Annotated in this window: 24 protein-coding genes; 16 read left to right on the top strand and 8 right to left on the bottom strand. The window is 71.1% G+C overall.

The features are described 5' to 3' along the window. From ABZ208_RS02135 to ABZ208_RS02115, 5 genes are read left to right on the top strand one after another with little or no spacing between them, the layout of a single operon-like run. Positions 1-261 (top strand): gas vesicle protein GvpG, encoded by a 261-nt coding sequence (locus ABZ208_RS02135; RefSeq protein ID WP_356907643.1) that lies wholly within the window; start codon positions 1-3, stop codon positions 259-261. After that, positions 254-706 carry a gas vesicle protein gene (locus ABZ208_RS02130; protein ID WP_356907642.1) on the top strand — a complete coding sequence of 151 codons (453 nt, stop codon included), beginning with the start codon at positions 254-256 and terminating at the stop codon, positions 704-706. Before ABZ208_RS02135 ends, ABZ208_RS02130 begins: the two co-directional genes overlap by 8 nt. Continuing rightward, on the top strand, positions 699-1,523 hold the full coding sequence (locus ABZ208_RS02125) for a GvpL/GvpF family gas vesicle protein (RefSeq protein ID WP_356907641.1): 825 nt from the start codon (positions 699-701) through the stop codon (positions 1,521-1,523). The genes ABZ208_RS02130 and ABZ208_RS02125 overlap by 8 nt, the downstream gene beginning before the upstream one ends. Continuing rightward, a complete protein-coding gene (locus tag ABZ208_RS02120) occupies positions 1,520-1,729 on the top strand; it encodes a gas vesicle protein (protein WP_356907640.1) in 210 nt (69 codons plus the stop codon). The genes ABZ208_RS02125 and ABZ208_RS02120 overlap by 4 nt, the downstream gene beginning before the upstream one ends. After that, the gene (locus ABZ208_RS02115) at positions 1,719-2,150 is read left to right on the top strand and encodes a gas vesicle protein K (protein WP_356907639.1); all 432 of its coding nucleotides are present in this window, start codon (positions 1,719-1,721) and stop codon (positions 2,148-2,150) included. Before ABZ208_RS02120 ends, ABZ208_RS02115 begins: the two co-directional genes overlap by 11 nt. A 399-nt stretch (positions 2,151-2,549) precedes the next feature. On the opposite strand, the gene rpsN is transcribed toward ABZ208_RS02115, so the two are convergent. Further along, positions 2,550-2,855, bottom strand: a complete 306-nt coding sequence (rpsN, locus tag ABZ208_RS02110; RefSeq protein ID WP_356907638.1) for a 30S ribosomal protein S14 — start codon at positions 2,853-2,855, stop codon at positions 2,550-2,552. Next, complete coding sequence (rpmB, locus tag ABZ208_RS02105) at positions 2,855-3,091, bottom strand: 50S ribosomal protein L28 (protein WP_356907637.1); 237 nt, start codon at positions 3,089-3,091, stop codon at positions 2,855-2,857. Before rpmB ends, rpsN begins: the two co-directional genes overlap by 1 nt. A gap of 67 nt (positions 3,092-3,158) precedes the next feature. On the opposite strand from rpmB, the gene rpmG reads away from it, so the two are divergent. Genes rpmG through rpsR form a run of 4 tightly spaced genes read left to right on the top strand, consistent with a single transcriptional unit; the run spans position 3,159 to position 5,048 of the window. Further along, positions 3,159-3,323 carry a 50S ribosomal protein L33 gene (gene rpmG, locus ABZ208_RS02100; RefSeq protein ID WP_356907636.1) on the top strand — a complete coding sequence of 55 codons (165 nt, stop codon included), beginning with the start codon at positions 3,159-3,161 and terminating at the stop codon, positions 3,321-3,323. Between the two features lie 32 nt (positions 3,324-3,355). Beyond that, complete coding sequence (locus ABZ208_RS02095; protein WP_356907635.1) at positions 3,356-3,610, top strand: type B 50S ribosomal protein L31; 255 nt, start codon at positions 3,356-3,358, stop codon at positions 3,608-3,610. Further along, complete coding sequence (locus tag ABZ208_RS02090; RefSeq protein WP_356907634.1) at positions 3,610-4,764, top strand: GTP-binding protein; 1,155 nt, start codon at positions 3,610-3,612, stop codon at positions 4,762-4,764. The genes ABZ208_RS02095 and ABZ208_RS02090 overlap by 1 nt, the downstream gene beginning before the upstream one ends. A gap of 47 nt (positions 4,765-4,811) precedes the next feature. After that, positions 4,812-5,048, top strand: a complete 237-nt coding sequence (gene rpsR / locus ABZ208_RS02085) for a 30S ribosomal protein S18 (protein ID WP_356907633.1) — start codon at positions 4,812-4,814, stop codon at positions 5,046-5,048. Positions 5,049-5,190: 142 nt separating this feature from the next. On the opposite strand, the gene ABZ208_RS02080 is transcribed toward rpsR, so the two are convergent. After that, entirely contained in the window at positions 5,191-5,469 is a 279-nt protein-coding gene (locus ABZ208_RS02080; protein ID WP_356907632.1) for a hypothetical protein, read from the bottom strand. 232 nt (positions 5,470-5,701) lie between these two features. Between ABZ208_RS02080 and ABZ208_RS02075 the strand changes: the two genes are divergently transcribed. Next, complete coding sequence (locus ABZ208_RS02075) at positions 5,702-7,117, top strand: Gfo/Idh/MocA family oxidoreductase (RefSeq protein ID WP_356907631.1); 1,416 nt, start codon at positions 5,702-5,704, stop codon at positions 7,115-7,117. A gap of 38 nt (positions 7,118-7,155) precedes the next feature. Continuing rightward, complete coding sequence (locus ABZ208_RS02070; RefSeq protein WP_356907630.1) at positions 7,156-8,151, top strand: NEW3 domain-containing protein; 996 nt, start codon at positions 7,156-7,158, stop codon at positions 8,149-8,151. Positions 8,152-8,205: 54 nt separating this feature from the next. Here the strand turns inward: ABZ208_RS02070 and ABZ208_RS02065 are convergent, their stop codons facing one another. Next, on the bottom strand, positions 8,206-9,006 hold the full coding sequence (locus ABZ208_RS02065) for a DeoR/GlpR family DNA-binding transcription regulator (protein WP_356907629.1): 801 nt from the start codon (positions 9,004-9,006) through the stop codon (positions 8,206-8,208). A gap of 174 nt (positions 9,007-9,180) precedes the next feature. Between ABZ208_RS02065 and ABZ208_RS02060 the strand changes: the two genes are divergently transcribed. After that, positions 9,181-10,131: an SIS domain-containing protein gene (locus ABZ208_RS02060; protein ID WP_356907628.1), complete on the top strand. Its 951-nt coding sequence runs from the start codon at positions 9,181-9,183 to the stop codon at positions 10,129-10,131. Positions 10,132-10,152: 21 nt separating this feature from the next. Here the strand turns inward: ABZ208_RS02060 and ABZ208_RS02055 are convergent, their stop codons facing one another. After that, positions 10,153-12,576: a SpoIIE family protein phosphatase gene (locus ABZ208_RS02055; RefSeq protein ID WP_356907627.1), complete on the bottom strand. Its 2,424-nt coding sequence runs from the start codon at positions 12,574-12,576 to the stop codon at positions 10,153-10,155. Between the two features lie 75 nt (positions 12,577-12,651). Further along, positions 12,652-13,176, bottom strand: a complete 525-nt coding sequence (locus ABZ208_RS02050) for a DoxX family protein (protein ID WP_356907626.1) — start codon at positions 13,174-13,176, stop codon at positions 12,652-12,654. 181 nt (positions 13,177-13,357) lie between these two features. Between ABZ208_RS02050 and ABZ208_RS02045 the strand changes: the two genes are divergently transcribed. The 3 genes from ABZ208_RS02045 (at position 13,358) to ABZ208_RS02035 (ending at position 19,732) form a co-directional block, all read left to right on the top strand. Then, positions 13,358-13,780 (top strand): DUF350 domain-containing protein, encoded by a 423-nt coding sequence (locus ABZ208_RS02045; protein ID WP_356907625.1) that lies wholly within the window; start codon positions 13,358-13,360, stop codon positions 13,778-13,780. Positions 13,781-14,951: 1,171 nt separating this feature from the next. After that, positions 14,952-16,643 carry a S8 family serine peptidase gene (locus ABZ208_RS02040; protein WP_356907748.1) on the top strand — a complete coding sequence of 564 codons (1,692 nt, stop codon included), beginning with the start codon at positions 14,952-14,954 and terminating at the stop codon, positions 16,641-16,643. Positions 16,644-16,834: 191 nt separating this feature from the next. Then, positions 16,835-19,732, top strand: coding sequence for an AAA family ATPase (locus ABZ208_RS02035; RefSeq protein WP_356907624.1), 2,898 nt, complete (start codon positions 16,835-16,837; stop codon positions 19,730-19,732). 24 nt (positions 19,733-19,756) lie between these two features. Here the strand turns inward: ABZ208_RS02035 and ABZ208_RS02030 are convergent, their stop codons facing one another. After that, a complete protein-coding gene (locus ABZ208_RS02030; protein ID WP_356907623.1) occupies positions 19,757-20,596 on the bottom strand; it encodes an SDR family oxidoreductase in 840 nt (279 codons plus the stop codon). Between the two features lie 95 nt (positions 20,597-20,691). On the opposite strand from ABZ208_RS02030, the gene ABZ208_RS02025 reads away from it, so the two are divergent. Then, positions 20,692-21,159 carry a MarR family winged helix-turn-helix transcriptional regulator gene (locus ABZ208_RS02025; RefSeq protein WP_356907622.1) on the top strand — a complete coding sequence of 156 codons (468 nt, stop codon included), beginning with the start codon at positions 20,692-20,694 and terminating at the stop codon, positions 21,157-21,159. Between the two features lie 20 nt (positions 21,160-21,179). Here the strand turns inward: ABZ208_RS02025 and ABZ208_RS02020 are convergent, their stop codons facing one another. After that, positions 21,180-23,633 (bottom strand): SpoIIE family protein phosphatase, encoded by a 2,454-nt coding sequence (locus ABZ208_RS02020; protein ID WP_356907747.1) that lies wholly within the window; start codon positions 23,631-23,633, stop codon positions 21,180-21,182. Positions 23,634-23,635: the final 2 nt, after the last annotated feature.

Raw genomic sequence — 23,635 nt, 5'->3', positions numbered from 1 at the left:
ATGGGTTTGTTCACTCAGATCGTCACCTTGCCGCTGGCACCCGTGCGCGGTGTCGGATGGGTGGTGGAGCGCGTCCTGGAAGCGGCAGAGGACGAGTATTACGACCCGGCACCTGTGCAACAGGCGCTTGCGGCCCTCGAAGCGGAACTGCTGGCGGGGGAGATCGACGAGGAGACCTTCGACCGGCGAGAGGACGAACTGCTCGACCGGCTCGAGGAGATCAGGGCATGGCAGGAACAGCGAGGCACGGGCCGTGAGTGAACCCGTGGCCAACAGGCTTGGCTCCTACCCGTCCAGAGCGGCACCTCAGTACGCGCAGGGCTCGTCGGCGAACCTCGCCGACATCCTCGAGCGCGTGCTCGACAAGGGCATCGTGATCGCCGGCGACATCCAGATCAATCTGCTCGACATCGAGCTGCTCACCATCAAACTCCGTCTGCTCGTCGCGTCCGTCGACAAGGCGAAGGAGATGGGCATCGACTGGTGGGAGCACGACCCCTCGCTGTCGTCCCGGGCCAGGGACGAGACTTCGCTCGCCGATGAGAACCGGCGACTGCGCGCGGAGATCGATGCGATGCGCAGGAGCGGGGCGCTGCCCGAAGGAACTCCCGACAGCCGTCCCGAGGAAGTCCCCGAACGCGAGAGGAAGCCGCGCGCAGCCAAGTCACGCGCCCCTCGTCGCGAAGGGAAGACCGACGATGACTGAGCGTGTCACCTACGTCTACGCGGTGGCCCGCACCACGCAGGACCTCCAGGCCGCCGCGGCCTCACTCACCGGAGTCGCCGACGCACCCGTCCGGCTCGTGACGGGCACACAAGGTGACGACATGGTGCTCGTGGTGAGCGCGGTGCCCTCGGAGGACTTCCAGGAGGACGCACTCAAACGTCATCTCGAAGACATCGAGTGGCTCGAGGCTGTCGCCCGGGCCCACCACAGCGTGATCGAGGCACTCGCCGACCGAACCACGATTCTCCCTCTGCGCCTCGCGACCGTGTACCTCGACGACGACCGGGCCCGGACCGTCCTGGACACCGGCTGGGACTCGTTCGCGGAACGTCTTGACCACCTCGCCGCGCACATCGAATGGGGCGTCAAGATCTACGTCGAGGCGTCCGCCGGGCCCGCCACTCCCGCCCCGCCTGCCGCCGCGTCGGCTCCCGGACTCACTCCGGGGCGGGCGTATCTGCGTGCCCGCAAGGCTCAGAAGAGCGTGCGCGACGATGTCTACCGGGCGGCGCAGAAGGCCGCGGAACGGGTCGAGGAAACAGGGCGCGCCTACGCCGCCGACCGGGCCCGCCACCGGGTGCAGCAGGGCGAACTGGCCGACGCGACAGCCGAGAACGTGGTCAACGACGCCTACCTCGTGCCCCGTGAGCGCGCGGAGGAATTCCGGCACGAGGTGGCCCGGGCCGCCGAAGGACTCCAGGGCGTACGGGTCGAGGTCACCGGCCCCTGGGCGCCGTACTCCTTCGCCATGCCCCCCGTCACGCCCGGCGACGCGGAGGAAGGCGGGCCGTCATGACCATGGCCCACCCGTCGTCGCAGGAGCCTCTGGCAAACCGCCAGGTCGCCCTCATCGATCTGCTGGACCGTCTGCTCAGCGGTGGTGTCGTCATCACCGGGGATGTGGTGCTGTCCATCGCCGACATCGACCTGGTCCGCGTGTCACTGCGTGCTCTGATCGTCTCCATCCGTACGTCGCAGCCGCAGGACGACCATGGCGCGTGAGGAGGAGGCCGCGGGCACGGGCCGCCGCTCCGGTGACACGGGGCGCCGCCTCGAAGAGGTGTCGGACGCCGCCGCCCGTGCCTTCCGGCTGCTGCCTGCCGCTCCCAGGGACCTGCCCGCGCCCGGTGGTGGCACGGCCGCCCCTGCCCACCGGATCCGCAGCGACCCCGACAGCGTCGAACGGGATCTGGTACGGCTGGTCCTCACCCTGGTCGAGTTGCTGCGCCAGTTGATGGAGCGTCAGGCGCTGCACCGGGTCGATCAGGGTGATCTCACCGAGGAGCAGGAAGAACGCCTGGGGGCGACGCTTCTGGTGCTGCACGACCGGATGAACGAGCTGTGCGGCCAGTACGGGCTGACCATGGAGGACCTCAACCTCGACCTCGGCCCGCTGGGCACGCTGCTGCCGCCCCCCGACTGATCGGCGCGTGATCGCCGAAGCGGTGCGTCCGTGCCAAGGCCCGGCGGTCTCCGTCGAAGGCTGCGCTCGCATCCGGGGAGACGTACTGAACCGCGGCCAGTTGTCACGCGTGCGGACGCGCAGGCTGCGCGGGAGCGGGGTCCCGTCGTGCGGGACGTCCCTTCATGGTCCTGTCCGCCCCGTACGACGGACGAAGTTCTTCAGGCGGCCCGCTGGAGGACCGCCGGGTGCGCTGACGACCAGGTCACACACGCAAGCGCCTGTACGGCGGGCCGACTTGGGGCGTCCGGCGGAATCAAGGCGTGCACAGAGGTGCCGCGGCCCCCGGCGGACCGGCTGCCGGCCGCGACTCCGCCGAGTCACGGCCGCATCAGCCGGTCCGCCGCGAGGGCGGCACGGTCACCAGGACGACTTGGTGACTCCCGGGAGGAATCCGGCATGGGCCTGCTCGCGCATACGGATGCGGGACAGCCCGAACCGACGCAGGTGCCCGCGCGGCCGGCCGTCCACGCTGTCCCGGTTGCGCACCCGGGTCGCACTTGCGTCGCGCGGCTGGCGCCGAAGTTCGGCCAGAGCGGCAGCCCGCTCCGTCTCCGGGGTGCCCGGACGGCTGATGAGCGCCTTCAACTCGGCCCGCCGGGCGGCGTACCGCTCGACAGTCACCTTGCGCTTCTCGTTCTTGGCGATCTTGCTCTGTTTGGCCATCAGACCTTCACCCCCCGGGCGCGGATGCGGGCCACCGCGGCCTCGACACCGATGCTGTCGATCGTCTTGATCGCCTTGGCGCTGAGCGTCAGGCGCACATACCTGCCCTCGCTCGGCAGCCAGTACCGCTTGCGCTGGATGTTGGGGTCGAAGCGGCGCGAAGTGCGCCGGTGCGAGTGGGAGATGGTGTTGCCGAAGCCCGGCTGGGCTCCGGTCAGTTGGCAGTGGGCGGACAAGGTGTTACCTGCCTCTCCTCGGACGAGGGTTTTTGGTAATGGAAATCATTGCCATATAGTACCGCCCATGGCTCGCAACGAAGTACGCCCGGTCATCAAGCTCCGCTCCACCGCCGGGACCGGCTACACGTACGTCACCCGCAAGAACCGGCGGAACGATCCCGATCGCATGGTCCTGCGCAAGTACGACCCGCTCGCCCGCCGGCACGTCGACTTCCGCGAAGACCGCTGACCTCACCACCTCCCGCCCCGAAGGACCACGCCATGAAGCCTGGAATCCATCCCCCGTACGGCCCCGTCGTCTTCCGCGACAAGGCCGCCGGCTCCGCCTTCCTCACCCGCTCGACCGCCACCACCGACAAGACGATCGAGTGGGAGGACGGCAACACCTACCCCGTCGTCGACGTCGAGATCTCGAACGTGAGCCACCCCTTCTTCACGGGCACCGCCCGCGTCCTGGACACCGCCGGCCGCGTCGAGCGATTCGAGCGCCGCTACGGCAGCCGCGGGTCCAACTGATGAAGGAACAGCGCCAATTGCCCGTCGTGATCGTGGGCGGGCTCCACTCCGACGCCCGCAAGGAGGTCGTGGACCGCCTGCTGCGCACCGTCCCCGGCAGCGTGGCTCTCCACCACGACCTGGCCACAGCGGCCGAAGGCACCGTCCGGCGCCTGGTGCGCGACGCCTCGGGCGAACTGGCATACGGCGACGCCCCGCTCGTCAACGACTGCGCCTGCTGCGCGCTCCGCGAGGACCTGGTCCCCGAGCTGGAGCGTCTGGCCGTCGACGGACCGACCCGGCTGGCGATCGTCGAGCTGTGGGACTCGGTCGAGCCCAGGGCGATGGCCGAGGTCGTCGTCGCGCACGGCGGCGGTGCCCTCGAACTCACCGGTGTCATGACCGCCGTCGATCCCGCGCTCGTACTGCCCTACCTCGCCAACGGCGACGATCTGGCCGAGGTCGGGCTCGCCGCTGCGGCCACCGACCGGCGCACGGTCGGCGACACCTGGGCCCGTCAGCTGGAGTACGCGCCCGTGCTCGCTCTCGTCGACAGCGAGGACGCCGACGACGAGGACCGCGCACTCCTTGCCCAGCTCCACCCGACCGCACGTCAGGTGCCTGCCGGATCCGGTGAACTCGCCCAACTGGCCTTCGCCGGCTTCGATGTGGAGACCGCGGCCGCCGCCCAGCACCCGGCCTGCGCCCTGCTGCCCCAGGAGGCGGACGAAGCGGGAGTCGCCACTCTCGTCTGGCACCGCCGCCGTCCCTTCCACCCCGAACGCCTCTACAAGGCACTGGAAGACCTCTGCTGCGCGGCCGCTCGCAGCCGCGGCCGGTTCTGGCTCGCCGACCGCCCGGACACCCTGCTCGGCTGGGACGCCGCAGGCGGCGCGCTGAGCGTGGAGAACGCCGGCCCGTGGCTGGCTTCCCTGCCGGACGCCGCCTGGGACATGGTGCCCCCGATGCGCCGTGCGGCCGCTGCGACGGACTGGCACCCGGAGCACGGTGACTGCTGCCAGCACCTGGTCTTCACCTCCCCCGGGCTCGACCGCGACGGCCTGGCCGAGCTTCTCGAGTCGTGTCTGCTCACCGACGACGAGTACGCCGCCGGCCCCGAGGCGTGGAAGCAGTTGCCGGCCGCGTTCGACTCCCTCCTCGATCCCGTCTCCTGACCCCGGCACCACATCCCCGTCCGACATCAGCACGGAAGAAGGACCCCATGGCCCGCCGCCACGACCCCCGCAAGCCGCAGAAGCCCCGCCCCAACCCCCTGGACACGGCCGGGATCACGCACATCGACTACAAGGACACCGATGTGCTGCGGAGGTTCATCTCCGACCGCGGCAAGATCCGCAGCCGCCGCGTCACCCGCGTCACCGCCCAGCAGCAGCGGCAGATAGCCGCGGCGATCAAGAACGCTCGGGAGATGGCGCTCCTGCCGCCCGCGAACCGGTAGCAGCTCCGACGCGCTCAGCAGGAAGCGGGCGCGCAATCCGGTGAACGACGAGCGGTCCCGGTGAGCAGAGTCTCCGCCTACCGGGGCCGTCCCGTTCTCCGGCGCTCCCCAAGGCGGCCGGGCCCGGCACCGCCGACGCCGGTCAGTACGGGCGCGGCGACATGACGTGCTGCTCGCCGCCATGGAATTCGCACACACAGCGCGGCACGCCCGGTCCTGGCGTCGCGCGGACCGACACGGGTGTGGGCGGATCCGTCGGCAGCTCCACCGCGACGGCGACCGTCCGGTCGCGGCTCGTCGTGACGTGCCCGGTCTCCTTGCCGTCGATGAGCACCTCCACCACGGACGTCCGGCCGGTCTGGACCGTGGCACTCACCGAGTGGCCGAGATGATCGATGTGGAAGTGGTGGCGTCGTCGCATCGGACCGCCTCTCGGCCGACATCCCGTTGGGTCCTTCCCATCATCCCCGGTTGCCGGTTGTGACGCCTCCTCGCGCCGGACCGGCCGCGCATCACCAACAGCCACGGGCATGGATTGCTCATTTCTGCTCGTAACCTCGTTCTTTTGAGCGTCTATTGACATGGCCCGAGCAGCACCGCCAGAGTCTTCAGCGCTCACCAGCGATGCCGAACACGGAGGAGTGCCACGCGTCATGACTCAACTGTCTGGAATCTCACGTCGCCTGCTGCTGGGGGGAGCGCTGGCCTCCGGAGCGCTCGCAACCGGAGTCGGATCCGCTCGTACGGCTGCCGCCCTGCCCGCACCCGGTCGCCGGCCAGGCCAGAAATCCATGATCAATGTGTCCTTCGAGACGTACCGCACGGTCCGCGTCGGTGTCATCGGGCTCGGCAACCGGGGCTCGGGGATGACCACCGGGTGGTCCGTCGTCCCCGGCTGCACGGTGACAGCTGTCTGCGACATCCGCGCGGACCGCGCCAGGCGCACCGCCGACCAGCTGGTCGCCCAGGGAAAGCCGCGTCCCGCCGAGTTCGGCGGCACCGCCGACTCGTACGAGCAACTGCTGCGGCGCGACGACATCGACCTGGTGTACATCGCCACGCCGTGGGAGTTCCACCACGAGCAGGGCAAGGCCGCGCTGCTGGCCGGCAAGCACGTCCTCGTCGAACTGCCCATCGCGACCGAACTGCACGAGCTCTGGGATCTCGTCGACACCTCGGAGCGCACCCGTCGGCATCTGATGCTGTCGGAGAACTGCAGTTACGGCCGCAACGAGCTGGCGATGCTCAAGATGGCGCACGAGGGGATGTTCGGCGACATCACCAACGGCCACGGCGGCTACCTGCACGACCTGCGCCAACTGCTGTTCTCCGACACGTACTACACCGACGCATGGCGCCGGCGCTGGCACACGCGCAGCACCGCGTCGTTCTATCCCATGCACGGCCTCGCTCCGGTCGCTGCGGCCATGGACATCAACCGCGGCGACCGGATGACCACACTGCGCGCCACCGCCACCGCTCCCAAGGGACTGGCCGACTACCGCGAGCGGTTCGTGCCCCGGTCGCACCCCTCGTGGAAGGAGACGTACATCAACGGCGACCTGGTCACCTGCCTGATCGACACCGCGAAGGGCAGGGTCATCCGGGCCGAGCACGACGTCAGTTCGCCCCGCCCCTACAGCCGGATCAACTCGCTCGCCGGCAGCCGGGGGATCTTCGAGGACTACGCCGGCACGTCGTCGACCGGCGGACGGGTCTACGTCGAACCGGACCACAGCGGCCACTCCTGGCGTGACTTCGACACCTTCCGCAAGGAGTTCGACCACTGGCTGTGGAAGAAGATCGGCGACGACGCCGCGAACAACGGCGGTCACGGCGGCATGGACTACGTGCTCCAGTGGCGCACCGTCCAGCTGATGCGGGCCGGACTGGTGCCCGACATCGACGTGTACGACTCGGCGGCCTGGTGCTCGCCGATCCCCCTGAGCGTCACGTCCCTGGCCGCGGACGGGCGGCCCGTCGACGTCCCCGACTTCACCCGCGGCGCCTGGGTGAATCTGCGGCTCGGCCTCGACTCCCGTGTGTCCGAGATGCCCCCCGTCGCCTGAGCCTGCCCGTTCGGCCGACCTCGTTGAAGGAGCAGACAGTGAGATCAGCCCGCTTGATCAACTCTCTCAGAGCCATGGCTGCGGCCGGGGCGATGATGCTGGTGTCCGGGCCCGCGGTCGCGGCCGAACCGGAGCCCGCCGGCCCCTCGGCACGGACGGAGGTGACGATCTCTTCCGTCGACCTCGACGGCCCGGCCATTTCGTCGGTGAAGGTGACCGTCAGGAATGCCGCCCCGCACCGCCTGCGCTCGCTCAAGGTGTCCCTGCAGGGACCGACCGGATGGGCGGTCCAGCCGTCCGTCCGCAGTGTGCCGGGATCGCTCGCGACGGGTGCGTCCGCGGATGCCGCCTTCCGGATCCAAGTACCCGAGAGGCGGGCCGGTTTCACGGTACGGACCTTCACGGCGACGGCTGAGTACCAGGGCGGGGACGGGCTCGGATCGGCGACCGGCACGAGGTCCGAGCGCACGGGCACCCCGCTGCCGAACCTGGCCGCGGCGTACAACAGCGTGGCCGTCACGGACGAGAGCAACACGAAGCCCGGCGACTACGACGGGGAAGGCAACAGCTTCTCCGCGCAGAAGCTCGCCGACGTGGGGCTGACCCGCAAGGCCGCTGTGAGCGCCCTCGGCGCCGAGCTGACCTGGCCGGACGTGCCGGCCGGCAGCAAGGACAACGTGTCGAGCGCAGGCCAGGCGATCACACTGACGGGCAGGGGCAGCAAGCTGGTGTTCCTCGGTTCGGGCGTGACCAGCGGGGCCGTCGGCAGCGCCACGGTGCACTACACCGACGGTACGACCACCTCGGGCTCGTTCGGATTCCCCAACTGGTCGTTCCACTCGGTGACCGCCCACGGTGCCACGCTGGTGAAGTCGACCAACGGCCGCAACCGGCCGGACGGCTACGGGAATGCCGGGATCGACTACAACATCTTCGCCAACTCGATCGCGATCGACGCGTCGAAGACCGTCGAGCTGGTGGTCCTGCCGGCCAACGGCAACATCCATGTGTTCGACATGGCGATCGCTCCCTGACGCGGGCTGCGACACCCTCGGCCGAGGGGTGCTCCGCGGATCCCGCGGGGCACCTCAGACGGCGACCACCTTGATTCCGGCATCGGCGAGTCGGGCGGTCATGGCGGCGGGGATGCCCGAGTCGGTGACGACGACATCGATGCTGTCCAGTCCGCAGATCCTGGCGAACGCCCGCCTGCCCATCTTGGACGAGTCGGTGACCACGATCACCCGTTGGGCGCGCTGGGCGAACAGCCGGCTGATGCTCGCCTCGTCCTCGTGATGGGTCATCACCCCCAGGTGCGGGTCCATCCCGTCGACACCGAGGACGGCGACGTCCAGGACGACTTCGTTGAGCACGCCGACGGTCAGGGGGCCGACCAGCTCGTAGGACTGCGGGCGGGCCACTCCCCCGGTGACCACGATCTTGATCTGCGGACGGACCGCGAGCTCACCCGCGATGTTGAGGGCGTTGGTGACGACCGTGAGGGCCGGGGCGGCGAGATGGTCGGGAGCATCCCGCCGACTGCCGCCGACCCGCAGCGCCACTGCCCGCGCCACCTCTGTCGTGGTCGTGCCCCCGTTGAGGCCCACGACCTCTCCGGAACCGATGAGTTCGGCGGCGGCTGCGGCGATCCGCTGCTTCTCGGACGCGTGCCGGGCGGACTTGTAGCGCAACGGCAGTTCGTAGGAGACGCCGTGGGCGATCGCTCCGCCCCGGGTCCGTACGAGCATCTGCTGCTCGGCCAGTTCGTCGAGATCCCGGCGGATGGTGGCGGGCGAGACCTCCAGTGCCGTCGCCGCCTCTTCGACGTCCAGTCTGCCTTCGGCGGCAAGCAGCTCCAGCAGGGCACTCCACCGCTCATGCTTGGACATCCGTCGGCTCCCTTTCACCGCCTGTTCCTGCACTCAGAATCTTCGCACATGGTTGATGCTTGTAACTGCTCGAAATATCGGGAGACTGATCAGGTACATGCATGGGGTGCGGCTGAGTCGCCGCGATGGCCCTGTGCCTGTTCGGTGAAGCACTCTCCGAAGGAGTCCCGTCCCATGTCCACCACGGCTTCCTCCCGCACGTCGGCCGAGATCGACTCCCAGCCCACCACATGGCGGCAGGCGGCGGCATCGGTCGCCCGGCACGCGGCCGCGCTGCCCCGCCGGGGCGAACGGGTCGCCGTGATCGGCTGCGGCACGTCATGGTTCATGGCGCAGTCGTACGCGACACTGCGCGAGAGCGGCGGCCACGGCGAGACGGACGCCTTCGCCGCTTCGGAGTTCCCGCACTCCCGCACGTACGACCGCATCCTGGCGATCTCCCGATCCGGCACGACGACCGAAGTCCTGGACCTGCTCCGGCTGGTGAAGGGAACGGCGCCGACCAGCGCGATCACCGCGGACCCGGCGACGCCGGTCATGCGGGCGGCCGACTCCGTGGCCGTACTCGACTTCGCCGACGAGGAGTCGGTGGTGCAGACCCGGTTCGCCACCACCACCCTCGCGCTCCTGCGCGCGCACCTGGAGGCGGAGGGCGCGCTGCCGTCAGGGATCCGCACGGTCGAGCGGGCGGCAAAGGACGCGGAATCAGCGGTCTCGGCACCCCTGGACGCCCGTGTGTGCGGGGCCGAACAGTTCACGTTCCTGGGTACCGGCTGGACGTACGGACTCGCGCTCGAAGCAGGTCTGAAGATGCGCGAGGCCGCCGGGGCGTGGACCGAGGCGTACCCGGCGATGGAGTACCGCCACGGACCGATCAGCATCACGGCCCCGGGCCGCGTGGCATGGGTGTTCGGCTCTGTGCCGGAGGGCCTGGCGGACGATGTCGACCGCGTGGGCGGCACCCTGGTCGCCGGGTCCCGTTCCGTCGACGGCGATCTGGACCCGCTGGCGGACCTCGTCCGGGCCCAGCGTCTCGCGGTCGCACGCGCCGAGGCCCAGGGCCACGATCCCGACCGGCCGCGCAACCTCACCCGGTCCGTCGTTCTCGGGAACGGCCATGAGTGAGGCCTGTGCCCGGGCGAGCTCTCATTGCAGCGGCAGGGGCTGCTCGGACCAGACGGTCTTGCCCTCCCGCGTGTAGCGGCTGCCCCATCGGTGGGAAAGCTGGGCCACCAGATACAGGCCTCGTCCTCCCTCTTCCGAGGACCTGGCGCGGCGCATTCTGGGCTGCGAGTTGCTGGGGTCGGACACTTCGCACGTCAGCGCGCCCGCACGGATCAGGCGCAGCCGGACGGGCCCGCCGGCGTAGCGGATCGCGTTGGTGACCAGTTCACTGGCGATCAGTTCGGTGGTGAAGGCGAGCTCGTCCAGGTCCCACTCGGACAGCTGCCGGGTGACCAGGTGGCGGGCATCACTGACGACGGCGGGGTCGGCGTCGAGCTGCCAGGTCACGATGGAGTCCTCCGAGATGAGCCGGGTGCGGGCGAGCAGCAGTGTGACGTCGTCCGCGAGGCGTCCTGGCGGCAGGTCGGCGACGACATCGTGCCGGGCGTCCCGCAGCGGCCGGCCGAGAACGTCGGCACGCACCAGACGGTCGGCCAGTCCCCGCATGCCCTCGTCGATGTCGCCCTCGTCACGTTCGATCAGCCCATCCGTGTACAGGGCCATCACGCTTCCGGGCGGGAGCTCCGCCTCGGACATCTCGAAGGGCCAGCCGCCCACGCCGAGCGGCGGCCCGGGGCTGAGTTCGACATAGCGCACCGTGCCGTTCGGGACCACGACCGCGGGCGGCGGATGCCCGGCGCTCGCCATGACGCACAGCCGGGTCACCGGGTCGTACACGGCATACAGGCAGGTGGCGGCCACCGGCCCGATGTGCTCGGCGATCTGGGCCGGGCCTTCGTCGAAGACGACCCCCTCGGCCTCGGCGGTGAGCTGGAGGATCAGGTCGTCGAGATGGACGAGGAGTTCGGCGGGCTCCAGCTCCAGATCGGCCAGCGCGCGTACGGCGCTGCGCAGGCGGCCCATCATGGCGGTGGCATGCAGTCCGTGGCCCGCGACGTCGCCGACGACCAGAGCGACCCGGGCGGAGGACAGCGGAAAGACGTCGAACCAGTCGCCGCCGACGCCACTCGCCGCGTCGGTGGGCAGATACACGCTGGCGGCCTCCACGGCCGGTGTGTCGGTCGTCGCCGGTGGCAGGAGGCTGCGCTGCAGGGCCACTGCGGTGAGGCGCTCGCGTGTGTAGCGGCGGCCGTTGTCGACGGCCAGGGCGGCGCGGGTGGCGATCTCCTCGAGAAGGCTCAGGTGGTGTCGGTCCAGCGGGGGACGCTTCCCGGTGCGCCACACCGTGACCTGGCCGAGCAGGGTGCCCCGGGCGGTCATCGGCACGATCATCGCCGAGTGGGCGGTCGGGACGCCCTCGCTCCAGCGTGGCGGCTGTCCTCCCGCGGACGGTGCATCATTTCCCGTGACCAGGGTTCCCCTGCCCTCCCGCGCCCGGAGGGGGGCGTTCTGGGTGGAGTGGATCACGCCGGTCCGCAGCCCTTCGGCCGCATGCCCGGCCACGGCTGTACGGCGCAGCACGAGCGGGCGGGACCGGACTGCGGCCGGTTCGCTGCCGCTGAACACCTCCTCCGCGAGATCCACCGCCACGCAGTCCCCCAGCGCCGGCGCGAGTACGGCGGCCAGATCCTCGCTCCCGCGGGTGAGGGACAGGGAGCCGCTCAGTACGGCGGTGGCCCGGTGCAGCAGATCGAGCCGGGCCCGGGCCCTTTCGTGGTCGGTGACATCGTTGAAGACCGCGGCGACCCCCATGAGCTGCCCGCTGGGCCCCTGCAGCCGGAAGGCCGAGAGCGTCATGACTCGGCCCGCTCCGGGGTCGTCGAGTGTGCGAACCGTGGCGTTGAAGCCCACCAGCGGTTCGCCGCTGGTCAGCACCTCCTGAAGCCTCTCGTCGATGATCCCGGCGTCCTCCGCCCGGAGAAAGTCCGCCAGGCGCCGGCCGCTCAGGTCGTCGGGGACCCCGGTGTAGGGCAGGAGCTGGGTGTTGGTCCGCAGCAGCCGCAGGTGCTCGTCGAAGACGGCCAGACCGATGCGTCCCTGGAGGAACAGCTCCTGGGTGAAGGCAAGATCCTGCCGCCACTTGCTGTCCTGCTCGGTGGGGGCACCGAGCAGGAGAAACCGCGCCCGGCTCTTCCCGGCGGATGCGTGCAGCGGGATCACGTGGAAGGTGACCTCGAGAGAGTCGCCGGATCCGCGCCGCAGGGCTGCTGTGCCGTCCCAGACCTCCTCCGGCGGCCCCGTGCGCTGTGCGAGGACCGCTGCCCAGGTGCTCGGCTCCGCGAGGAGGTCACGGACCGGACGGCCGCACACTTCGCTGCCGGGCCGCTGCAGGAGCGTCTCGGCGGCCGCCGTCCAGGCCACGACCGTTCCCGCGCCGTCCAGCAGTGATGCAGCCGTGTGGGCGGCGTCGAAGGGGTAGTCGTGATCGCTCTCGGTGGCGCACATGGCACATCCCGTCGGCTGTCCTGGCCGTTCTCATCATCCTCCATGCCGGGGACGCGGACCGGACTCAGCGCACAGCTACTGCTGCGCGTCGTCCTCCGCCTTCCCCTTGGCCCGCCTGCCGATGACGGCGGCCGCGGCGAGGACGCTCGCCGTGAGGGCCGTAGCGACCATCCACGGCTGGTTCAAGCGGTGGGAGGCGGCGTGGTCGAGCGAGTAGCGTCCGGGGCCGGCGACGGCGATGGCCGCGGCCGTGAAACCCAGGAAGGCCGGGTACTCGAAGCCGCCGTCCTGGTTGAAGAATCCCGCCGGCGCATGGACGGAGACAGCCCCTGCCATGTTCCCCGCAACTGCGGCACCGGCGGCCGGGGTGGCGAGACCGAGGGCGAGCAGCGCGCCACCGCCCGTCTCACAGAGCCCGGAAAGGACGGCACTCGGCCTGCCGGGACGGAATCCCATGGCCTCCATGCCCTTCGCCGTCCCCTCGAGACCGGGGCCCCCGAACCAGCCGAAGAGCTTCTGGGTGCCGTGCGCGGCCAGTACCGCGCCGGTGCCGATACGCAGCGCGAGCAGACCGAGATCGCGTCGGACGAGGGGTCCCATGGCTTCTCCTGCTTCCTGGGGGGTGGCGTCGCGATCCACTCTCGTCCGGGCCGGGGCGGGGACCCGTGTGTTGCTGAGCCGTACGGGTGAGGCAGGGGGCGCGGGGGTGGCCGGATGTTTGCGGTAGATTTTGCGCGCCCTTGACCAGCAAGATCTTTTCGATACGGAGACGTGCCCCTCAATGAGCGACATAGTCAGTGGACTTGGCCGCGCGAGCGCGTACGGCGCCCTCGGTGTGGTCCTCCTCATCCTCGGCATCGTGCTTGTCGACCTGCTCACCCCCGGGAAGCTGGGGCGGCAGATCTGGGAGGAGCGCAACCGCAACGCGGCGGTGCTGCTGAGCTCGGCGCTCCTCGGCATCGGGGGGATCGTCTTCACCTCGATCTGGACGACGTACGACAGTTTCGCCAAGGGGCTTGTCTCCACCGCCGCGTTCGGCGTGCTGGGCCTGGTGATGATGGCGGTGGCGTTCCTGATCGTCGATCTGGTCACTCCGGGCAAACTCGGTGCCACGCTGGTCGAGACCGAGCCGCACCCGGCGGTGTGGGTGACCGCGTCCTGCAACCTCGCGGTGTCCGCGATCGTTTCGGCCTGCATCGCCTGACGCCGTCACCCGAGGCGGGCGCCACCGGTTCGTGTGGACCGTGGGCGCGGCCGAGCTGTACGCATCCTCGATGTCCTGGCGCGCAGGCTCCGTCCGGACGTCCACGACGAGGAGCCGGGCCGCCCGGTCCTCCCGTGTACGGGCCGCCTGCCGCCGGGCTTCATCACCTGCCGGGGCTCAGGGGTGGCGGCATGGCCGCCACCGAGACGATGGGGCCGCTCCCGGCGATATTCGGACAGCGCCCCCCGGGAGACGTCGGTCGATGCCGAAGAGCGGTCCGGTGACGGTGAGTCCGAGCTCGTCGCCGGTCAGGCTGAAGGACGCGAGCAGCATCGGCGCGGCGCCGCCCGGCGACACGTCCTTCAGGAATGCCGTCTGCTCCGTCTGGCGCGCCTGAGGCTCGGTCTCTTCCAGAAGGCGTGCATCAGGAACGCGGTGGGGAACAGGAAGACCGCCGGCAGCAGGGACCGAGGTCGGGCCGGATGCCGAGCAGCACGCTCGGCCCGCCGGCCAGGAGCACCACTCCGCCGGCGGGTGTCGCCGGCACCGGGGCGGGCAGGCCGCGTACCCCGCCATCGCCTTGGTCTGCGCGAAGTGGCAACGCCTGAGCCCAGGAAGAGCAGCACGAACAGGATGCGTCCGATCAGCGCCAGGACGTCCATCGAGACCTGCGGAAATCGGCGTGAATGATTCGCTCAGATTCTCCCCCATTCAACCGCTTCACCCCGGAGTCCCGAAATCAGCCGCCCTCGGGGCCGCGCGGGGGTGACAAGGGTTTTCCCCGTATCGGCTTCATCTCGCCGTTCCCTACTGTCTGCCGCACCGGCAGATTCCGTACTCCACCTGGCCGATGTCAGGTGCATGCAGATCGGAGTCCGCCGGTGACAGCCCTTGACCAGGGGCTGTCGCGCCGGCGGCGGCGCGCGGGCGGCCCCGGCCCAGGGGTACCGCGGTCGCACCCCCCACACCGCAACGCGGTTCACATCCCGCGCCGCCCGCCCGCGCTCCGCACCGTCATTGGAAAGGGAACACCTTGAAAGGTTCCAGACGGAGACTCATAGCCGTCGCGGCCGTGAGCGCCACGATCGCCGGCGCCGCTGCCACCTCCTCCGTGGCGCTTGCCGCCGGCCCGGCGGAGCCCTCTCCGAAGCCTGCCCCGGCTTCCCAGGCCATGACCAAGCTGCCGGCCGCGCCGGTCGAGAAGGTCATCGTCACCTACAAGTCCAAGGCCGCCGAGGCCAGTTCGAACGCCGCCGCCACATCCGACGCCGCGGACAAGGGCTCCGAGACGGGCGAGAACCTGTCCTTCGAGCGCCGTCTCGCCGGCGGCGCCGCCCTGGTCGACCTCGGCAAGGACGCGTCCAAGAAGGACGTCGCAGAGGTCATGGACGCCTTCCGCGCCGACCCGCAGGTCGCGTCCGTGGAGCCCGACATCCGCGCCTACGCGATGGCGGTCACCCCGAACGACACCGAGTACACCAAGCAGTGGGACCTGTTCGAGGCCACCGGCGGCATGAACGTCCCGGGCGCCTGGGACAAGACCACCGGCAGCGGCGTGACCGTCGCCGTCATCGACACCGGTTACGCCACCCACTCGGACCTGGCCACCAATGTCGTGTCCGGTTACGACTTCATCTCCACCTCCGCGGACGCCCGTGACGGCAACGGCCGTGACAGCAACGCCAAGGACGAGGGCGACTGGAACGCCACCGACGGCGAATGCGGCACCGGTTCCAAGGCGGGCAACTCCTCCTGGCACGGCACGCACGTGGCGGGCACCATCGCGGCGACGGCCGGCAACAGCAAGGGCGTCGCGGGCATCGCGTACAACGCGAAGATCCAGCCCGTGCGGGTGCTCGGCAAGTGCGGCGGCTCCTCCGCCGACATCGCCGACGCCATCACCTGGGCGTCCGGCGGCAGTGTCCCCGGCGTCCCCGCCAACGCGACCCCGGCGAAGGTCATCAACCTGAGCCTGGGCGGCGCCAGCGCCACCTGCCCGAGCGTCTACCAGAACGCCATCAACGGCGCCGTCTCCCGCGGCACCACCGTCGTGGTCGCCGCGGGCAACAGCAACGCCAACGCGTCCGGCTTCACGCCCGCCAACTGCGCCAACATCATCAACGTGGCGTCCACCAGCCGCGAGGGCAACCGCTCGTTCTACTCCAACTTCGGCAGCATCGTGGATGTCGCCGCACCCGGTGGCGAGACCCGTCGCGCCACCGACACGCCCGGCACCGTCACCACCCCCGAGAACGGCATCCTCTCCACGCTGAACTCGGGCACCACCACCCAGTCGGCCGAGAACTACAAGCCCTACCAGGGCACTTCGATGGCCGCGCCGCACATCGCGGGCCTCGCCGCACTGCTGGAGTCGGCCAAGCCGGCCCTGACCCCGGCCGACATCGAGTCCGCGATCAAGGCCAACGCCCGTGCGCTGCCGGGCACCTGCACCGGCGGCTGCGGCACCGGCATCGCCGACGCCACGAAGACCGTGAACGCCGTCACCGGGACCCCGGGCGGTGCCACGTTCACCAACTCGGCAAATGTCACGATCGATGACAACTCGACCGTGTCGTCGTCGATCGCCGTCACCGGCCGCACCGGGAACGCCCCCGCCGCCCTCAAGGTCGACGTGGACATCAAGCACACCTGGCGCGGCGACCTGGCCATCGACCTGATCGCCCCGGACGGAACCGTCCGGAGCCTCAAGGCCTCCTCCGGCTCGGACAGCGCCGACAACGTCCTTGCGACGTACACGGTCGACGCCTCCAGCGAGGTCGCGAACGGCACCTGGAAGCTTCAGGTCCGCGATGTGGCCTCGGGTGACACCGGCTACATCGACTCCTGGAGTCTCACCTTCTGAGCCACTGGCTCAAGGGCATCTCCGCAGGTCAAGGGCGCGTTTCCGGCATATGCCGGGGGCGCGCCCGCGGCACTGTCCGGGCACCGTCTGTCCGTATGCCGGACACCGGGCCTGGACTGGGGCGACAGGGTTCGTATTCTCTGCTCGAACGGGCAGGGGGCCCGCGCACGCCGGAAGGTGGTGGTGGGTTCGTGACGTCAGCGGCAAACCGCCCTGCGCCCGTCGGACGGGCAGAGCTCATCGCGCGGCTCGAACGCGTCCTGCACACCCGTGGACGGGCCCTGCTCACCGGGCCCGCCGGGGTCGGCAAGACCGAGATCGCCCTGGCCGTCGCCTCCGGTGCGGAGTCCCTCGGCGAGACCGTGCTGTGGCTCCCCGCACTCCCTGCGGACCGGGAGATACCCGGCGCGGCCGCGGCCGCGATGGTCGCCTCCATCGCCGCGTCCATGGCATGGCCGTCGCCGGGCGTGTCCGGCTCCTCACCCGCCCTCGACGTCCTCGAGGGACTTCCCGGGCCGCAGCGGTCGGCTCTCGCCATGCTGTGCCGCGAGGCGCCGGTCCCCGACGACGGCTGGGACCCCGTCGCCCTGCGGCTCGCGCTCGCCCGGATCCTGCAGACCCTGACCTCACGCGGCCCTGTCCTCCTGGTCGTCGACGGCGTCCACTGCATCGACTCCGACAGCGCGGACCTGCTGCGCTTCGCGCTGCACCTCGCGCCGGCCGCACTGCGGGTCATCGCCCTCGAGACGCCCGCGGCCTTCGCCGCCGACGTGCGGGCCGCACCGGGCAGCGGCCCGGAGCCCCTGTGGGTGCCGTCCGAGGCCGACGTCCTGTCCGTGCCACCGCTCCAGGCCGACGAGATCGCGGAGCTCCTCTTCCACCACCGGCTGCCGTCCCGGATGGCCGGCCGCATCCACAAGGCGAGCGGCGGCAACCCGCGTCTCGCGCTCGCGGTCGGCCGGTCCCTCGCCGACGCCCGCACACCCGTGCACCACGCCGAGGCGCTGTCGCTGTCCGGCCGCGCGCGTGACCTGGCCCGGCAGCTGCTCGGTGTCGTCTCCCCCGAGGCGCGCAGCACCCTGCTGCTGGCGGCGCTCGCGCTGCGGCCGAGTGCCTCCCTGATCAGACGGGCCGGCCGGCCGACCGCCGAGGCGGACCTGGCGGCGGCCGAGCGGGCGCATCTCATCTCGCTCACGGAGGACGGGACCGTCGCGTTCACGGCGGGTGTACTGGCGTCGACGCTGGTGCACGACGCGTGCTGGACGGCGCGCAGCTCCGGGCACGCGGCGCTCGCCCGCGTCGTCGACGACCCCGTCGCGGCGGTGCGGCACCGGGCGCTGGCCACGGACGTCCCGGACGAGTCGCTCGCCGCGCAGGTCGCGGCGGCCGCCGACACCGCGCGGCGCCGGGGCAACAGCCCGCTGGCCGCCGAACTCGCCCTGCTCGCCGCCGAGTCCACGCCCGTGGAACAGGGTGCACGGCGGATCTCCCGGCTCGCCGACGCCGCCGAGGAGGCCGCCCGCGCGGCCCGCGCCGATCTGGCGGTGCGCGCCGCCGGCGACCTGCTGGCCCGGGACGCCGAGCCCCGCGACCGGGTGCGGGCGCGGCTCGCGGTGCTCGACACGGCGGGGCAGGGACTCGGCGATCTCGACGAGATCTATGTGCACGCCATGGAGGACTCCGAGGGCGATACGGCGATGCGGGCCGCCGTCCAGCTGCGGCTGGCGGTCAAGTACGTGCTCGCCGACGGCGATCCCGTACGGTCCCGGGGCGCCGCGGTCGAATCGGCGGTGCTGGCGGGGTCGGTGGGCGACCGGACGACGGCGGCCAAGGCGCTGACCGTCCAGGCACGCATGGACCGCGTGCTGGGCTCGCCGGAGTCGGAGCGGGTGCTCGCCAGGGCACGTGCCCTGGAGCTGGCGGAGCGTCCGCAGGGAATCCGCAACGCCGCACAGATTCTGACGATCCGTCATGCCCTGTTCGACGACCGGCTCACCGACGCCCGCGACCAGCTCAACGCCCTGCTGCCGCTGGTGGAACGCCGCGGCCCGGTCGAGGACGCCATCGAGCTGTTCCGTACGCTCGCCGAGGTCGAGGCCCGGCAGGGCCCCTGCGCGGCCGCGATCCCCCATGCCGGACGGTCCCTCGCCCTCACCCTGGAAGCGGGGCTCTCGCCCGGCCCTGCCTGGTACGCGCTGGCGCTCGCGGAGACCGCGGGTGGCAGCTTCGCACGGGCTGCGAGCTATGCGCGGCGCAGCGTGCAGGCGTCGGAAGAGGAGGGCGACCATGTCTTCCTGTCGCGCAGCCTGTACGCGCTGGGCCGCGTCCAGCTCGTCACGGGGGACGTGGCGGGCGCACTGGAGACCCTGCGGCGGGTCCAGGCCAGTGAACGCGCCCAGTCGACGGTCGATCCGTCGATGCTGCGCTGGCACGAGGAGCTCGCCGAGGCGCTGCTCGCGAACGACGCCCTGGAGGAGGCCGCGGATCTCATCGCCGAAGTACGACCGGTCGCCCGGCGCCTCGGCCGTACGACGGTGCTCCTCGGCTGCGACCGGGCCTACGCGCTGTATCTGGCGGCGAGCGGCAGGTCCGACGAGGCGGCGGAGCTGCTCATGCGCGCCGCCGAGCAGTTCGCGGCGGCCGGGCTGCCACTGGAGCACGGCCGCGCGCTGATCGCGCTCGCCCGCGTGGAGCGCCGCCGGCGGCGGCGGTCGGCGGCCCAGAGTGCGCTGCAGGCCGCGGCGGGCGCCTTCGAACGGGTAGGTGCGACGCCCTGGCTGGCGCTGGCCACGGAGACCCTCTCCGGGGCCGCTGAGCCCGCCCCGGCCACGGGAGCAGCCCGCGGCGGCGGTGCCCTGTCCACGCTCACGGATGCGGAGCTCCGGCTGGCCGGGCTGGTCGGCCAGGGTGCCAGCAACCAGGAGGCCGCGGCCAAGCTGTATCTGAGCGTGAAGACGGTCGAGGCGCGCCTCACCCGTATCTACCAGAAACTGGACGTCCGTTCACGGGCCCAGCTGGCCACCGCCCTGAGCTCGTGGCCGGGCAGCCGGCCGCCTGCGGCGGTGCCGGACGGTCCGCCGCCCGGCTGACCGCCACAGGGCGCGGTTCGGCGGTCAGCCCAGCCATCCACCGGTGAGGCCGAGCACCGCCGAGCCGTCCAGGTCGGCGAGCTTGGTGCCGGTGAAACCACGGGCCCACTCGGACGTCTGGACGCGGAACGCGGGCCGCTCCGCGGTGAGCGTCTCCAGCACCGACACGGCGGCCTCGTCCGGGGTCTGCGCTCCGGTGAGGAACTGCGAGACGGTGCGGTCGACATAGGCCCGCAGCGCCTCGGCGTACGGCCCTGCGGCGGCGATCTCGGACTCCAGGTCGACCCCGAGGTTGTTGACGAACTCGGTGGCCACGGCGCCGGGTTCGACGACACTGACGCTCACGCCGAGCTTCGCGGCGACCGGCGCGAGGCTTTCCATGTAGCCCTCGACGGCGAACTTGGCGGCGCAGTAGGCCTCGTTGAACGGCTGCCCGATGATGCCACCGACGCTGGTGACGGTGATCAGACGGCCGCCGGAGGCGCGCAGATGGGGCAGCGCCGCCTTCGAGACATGGAGCACTCCGAAGAAGTTGACCTCCATGACCTGACGCACGTCGGCGACGGACTCGTTCTCCAGCGTGCCGAGGTGGCCCGCGCCTGCGTTGTTGACGACGGCGTCGAGGCGGCCGTGGTCGGCGATCACGCCGTCGATCGCGGCGGTGACGGAGGCCTCGTCGGTCACGTCCAGCTGCCGGATGTCGAGCTCGACGCCGGCCTCCGCTGCCGCCTTGCGCAGTGCGTCGGCACGGCCGGTGTCACGCAGGGTCGCGACGGTGCGCCAGCCGGCCCGGGCCGCGGCGACGGCGGCGGCAAGGCCGATGCCGGAGGAGGTACCGGTGATCAGAACAACCTTGGAAGACATGATGTGGGCCCTTCGTCGGGGAGGAACACGATTAGGTGCGTGTACACACACCATAACCATTATGTGCGTGCACACGCAACCGGTAGACTCGGATCATGAAGAAGAGGAAGCTCAACCAGGCGGAGATGCCCGTCGCCGACCACGCCTTCTACGGGCTGGTCTGGGCCGGCACCGTCCTCACCGAACGGGTTGACCGCGCCCTGAGCAAGGCCCACGACCTGCCCGTCTCGTGGTTCGAGGTCATGCTCTGGCTGGCCTCCAGCCCGGACCCGGTCCCCGCCTCCGTCCTCGGCAACAGCACGATGCTGAGCCGCAGCCAGGTGTCCCGGGTCGTGGACGCGCTCCAGGGACGCGGCCTGGTCACCCGTACCCCGTCCGCACGGGACGCCCGCTCCGTCGAGGTCGCCCTCACGGCCGCGGGCCGTGAGCTGTTCGCCGAGGCCGATGCCACGCGCAGAGCGAGCCTGGCCCCGGTCTTCACCGACCTCCTGGACGAGGAGGACCTGGAAGCCCTCAGCACCGTGTGGCACAAGCTGAAGGCGAACAAGGAAGGCACGGCCTGAGTGGCACCCGGTGAGCGTGTTCACGGCTCCGGCGCCGGCGTCAGCGGCTGTTCGGTCCAGATGGTCTTGCCGTCGCGCGAGTAACGGGTGCCCCACCGCTCGGTGAGCTGGGCCACGAGGAAGAGTCCGCGGCCGCCCTCGTCGGTCGTACGCGCGCGCCGCAGGTGCGGCGAGGAGCTGCCCGCGTCGGACACCTCGCAGATGAGGTGCCGGTCACGGATGAGCCGCAGCCCGATGTACCCGCCGCCGTAACGGTAGGCATTGGTGACCAGCTCACTGACGATCAGCTCGGTGGTGAAGGCCATCTCCTCCAGACCCCACTCGGCCAGCTGGGCCGTGGCCAGGGCCCGGGCCTTGGCGGCGGCGGTCACGTCGACGGCCAGCTCCCACACGGCCACCTGCTCCCCCGCCAGCACCCGGCTGCGCGCGACGAGCAGCGCCACGTCGTCGGCGACGCCGTTCTCCGCCGGCCGGTCGTGCAGCAGCGCGCTCCCCACCGTCCGGCAGGTCTCCTCGAGCGAGTCGGCGGGCAGGGCCAGGGCAGCGCACAGATCCGCCAGGCTCTCGTCGACGTCCCGCTTACGGCCCTGGATCAGACCGTCGGTGTAGAGCGCCAGCAGGGTGCCCTCGTCCAGCGTGATCTCGGCCGCCTCGAACGGCAGGCCGCCCAGGCCCAGGGGCGGCCCCGCGGGTACGTCGACGAGCTGCGCCTGTCCGTCCGTGGTGACCATCACCGGCGGCGGATGCCCTGCACGGGCCAGCGCACATTGCCGCGAGACCGGGTCGTACACCGCGTACAGGCAGGTGGCGCCGACGACCTGCGGGACGCGCTCGTCGTCCGCGGGCTGCTCGGCGGCCAGGCGGTCCACGAGATCGTCGAGATGGGACAGCACCTCGTCGGGTGCGAGATCGAGGTTGGCCAGGGTGTGTACGGCGGTGCGCAGCCGGCCCATGGTCGCCGCAGCGTGGATGCCGTGCCCGACCACGTCCCCGACGACGAGGGCGACGCGCAGCCCCGAGAGCGGGATGATGTCGAACCAGTCGCCGCCGACACCGGCCTCGGCGTCGGCCGGCAGATAGCGGTGGGCGACGTCGACGGCGGGGTGCCTGGGCACGTCGTGCGGGAGCAGGCTGTGCTGCAGGGTCAGCGCCGCGTCGTGCTGCTGGGTGTATCGGCGTGCGTTGTCGATGCAGACCGCGGCCCGGGAGGCGAATTCCGCGGCGAGGGTGAGATCGTCCTCCTCGAACGGGTCCCGCCGGTGCCACCGCCACAGGCTCAGCAGTCCCAGCACCAGTCCGCGTGCGATCAACGGCACCACCACCAGCGACGGGGTACCCAGGGCCTCGCCGATACGCGCGGCCCGCTCCGGGTCGCCGGCGAGCCACTTGGTCAGCCCTTTCTGGTCGGCGTCGAGGACCGGCCTCCGCTCGGCCATGCACTGGGCCTGGAGGGACTCCGGCGGGATGTGGATCGTGTGGCCGACCGGGTACATGATCTCCGACTGGCCCGGCAGGATGCTGCGGATCGCCGCGCGACGCACGGTGCCGAGCATCTCCTGGCTGGGCTCCTCACCGCGGGTCACCGGCTCCAGCAGGTCCACGGAGACGCAGTCGGCGAGTTCGGGGACCGCGACTTCAGCCAGCTCGCGTGCCGTCCGCGCGACGTCCAGCGTGGTGCCGATGCGGGCGCTTGCCTCGTTGAGCAGGGCCAGCCGGCGCCGGGCCCGGTATCTCTCCGTCACGTCCTCGACCGTCTGCGTCACGCCGAGGATCCGGCCCGCCGAGTCCTGGATCCGGAACGCCGACACCGACACGAACAACTCATGGCTGGGATCGTGGCGCAGCCGGGCCGGCTGCTCGGCGAAGATCGTGGACCGGCCCGTCTCGAGAACCTCCCGCATCTGGCGTTCGACCGTGTCGGTGTCCTGCTGGACCAGGAAGTCACTGGTGTGGAGACCTCGATGCTCCTCGACGGACAGCTCGCTGAATCTCGCGATCGCCCGGTTCACCCGCAGGATGCTCATGTCCGGGGCATGGACGGACAGGCCGATCGGGGAACGGCGGAAGAGTCCGTCGAGGACCGCCCGGTCCGTCTCCCACTGGATCACCTCCGCGGCGGGCGCGGCCACCAGGAACCACTCGACGCCGGAGTCTTCCCGCAGGATGATCCGGGCCCGGCAGCCCAGTTCCACCCGGCGGCCGCTGCTGTGCCGCACCGGCACGACCCCGAACCATCCCCGGCCGTGCAGGCAGTCCGTGACCGCCTCCAGCACCACCTCCCGGTCGCGTGGGTCGACCAAGAGGGCGGCCGCCGACTTCCCGAGCACCTCACCGGACGGATAGCCGAGCAGTGCCTCTGCCCGCTCGCTCCAGCCGACGATGTCTCCGCGGTCGTCCAGCACCACGCTCGCCGCACGGCTCAGCGCGAACGGATCCTCGGGCCCCTCGCTGAATGTCGTCACCGGTGTGTCCACAG

This window comes from Streptomyces sp. NPDC006208 (genome assembly GCF_040613775.1).
Lineage (GTDB): Bacteria > Actinomycetota > Actinomycetes > Streptomycetales > Streptomycetaceae > Streptomyces.
The sequence above is the reverse complement of the archived record's forward strand: the minus strand, read 5'-3'. Positions and strand labels throughout refer to the sequence as shown.